Annotated in this window: 2 pseudogenes; both read right to left on the bottom strand. The window is 75.5% G+C overall.

From position 1 onward, the window contains the following. Positions 1–240: pseudogene (locus AX685_RS08955) on the bottom strand (spermidine synthase); the annotation flags it as partial. Next, a pseudogene (locus AX685_RS22470) lies at positions 241–474 on the bottom strand (DUF6481 family protein); the annotation flags it as partial.

The raw sequence follows: 474 nt of genomic DNA, 5'->3' as shown, positions 1-474 counted from the left end.
CTCCAGCACCGCGCGCAGCGTGAACCCCATGCCATAGCCGCCGATCAGCAGATGCGGGGCCGGGCGCCCGGCCAGCCGGTCGCACGCCATCGTGCCCAGCGCGATTTCCGACCCGTTCATCCGCGTGCTCATCAACTCGTTGCGGTCGAGCACGATCATGAAATCCCGCCCGCGCCGGAACAGGCGCAGCGGATCGCCGCCGGGCACGTCGGCCACGCCCAGCAGCTCACGCGGGGTCATTTACTTGCCCTGACGCGCCTTGCGCGCGGCATAGCGCGCATCGCGCGCCGCCTTCAGCTCGGCGGCGGTGGGCACCGCGGGCGGGCGCTTGGCGGCGGCGGCGGCCGCAGCGGCGGCCTCGGCCTCCTCGCGAGCCTTCTCGCGGGCTTCCTCGCGCGCGGCCTTTTCGGCGGCGATCGCGGCCTTGTGCGCCTCGCGGCGCTCGGCCTCGGCGGCCTCGCGCGCGGCGCGCGC

Source organism: Sphingomonas sp. CCH9-F2 (genome assembly GCF_001556735.1).
GTDB classification, from domain to species: Bacteria; Pseudomonadota; Alphaproteobacteria; order Sphingomonadales; family Sphingomonadaceae; genus Sphingomonas; species Sphingomonas ginsenosidimutans.
Note: the sequence above shows the minus strand (reverse complement) of the source record. Positions and strands in the feature narration are given on the sequence as shown.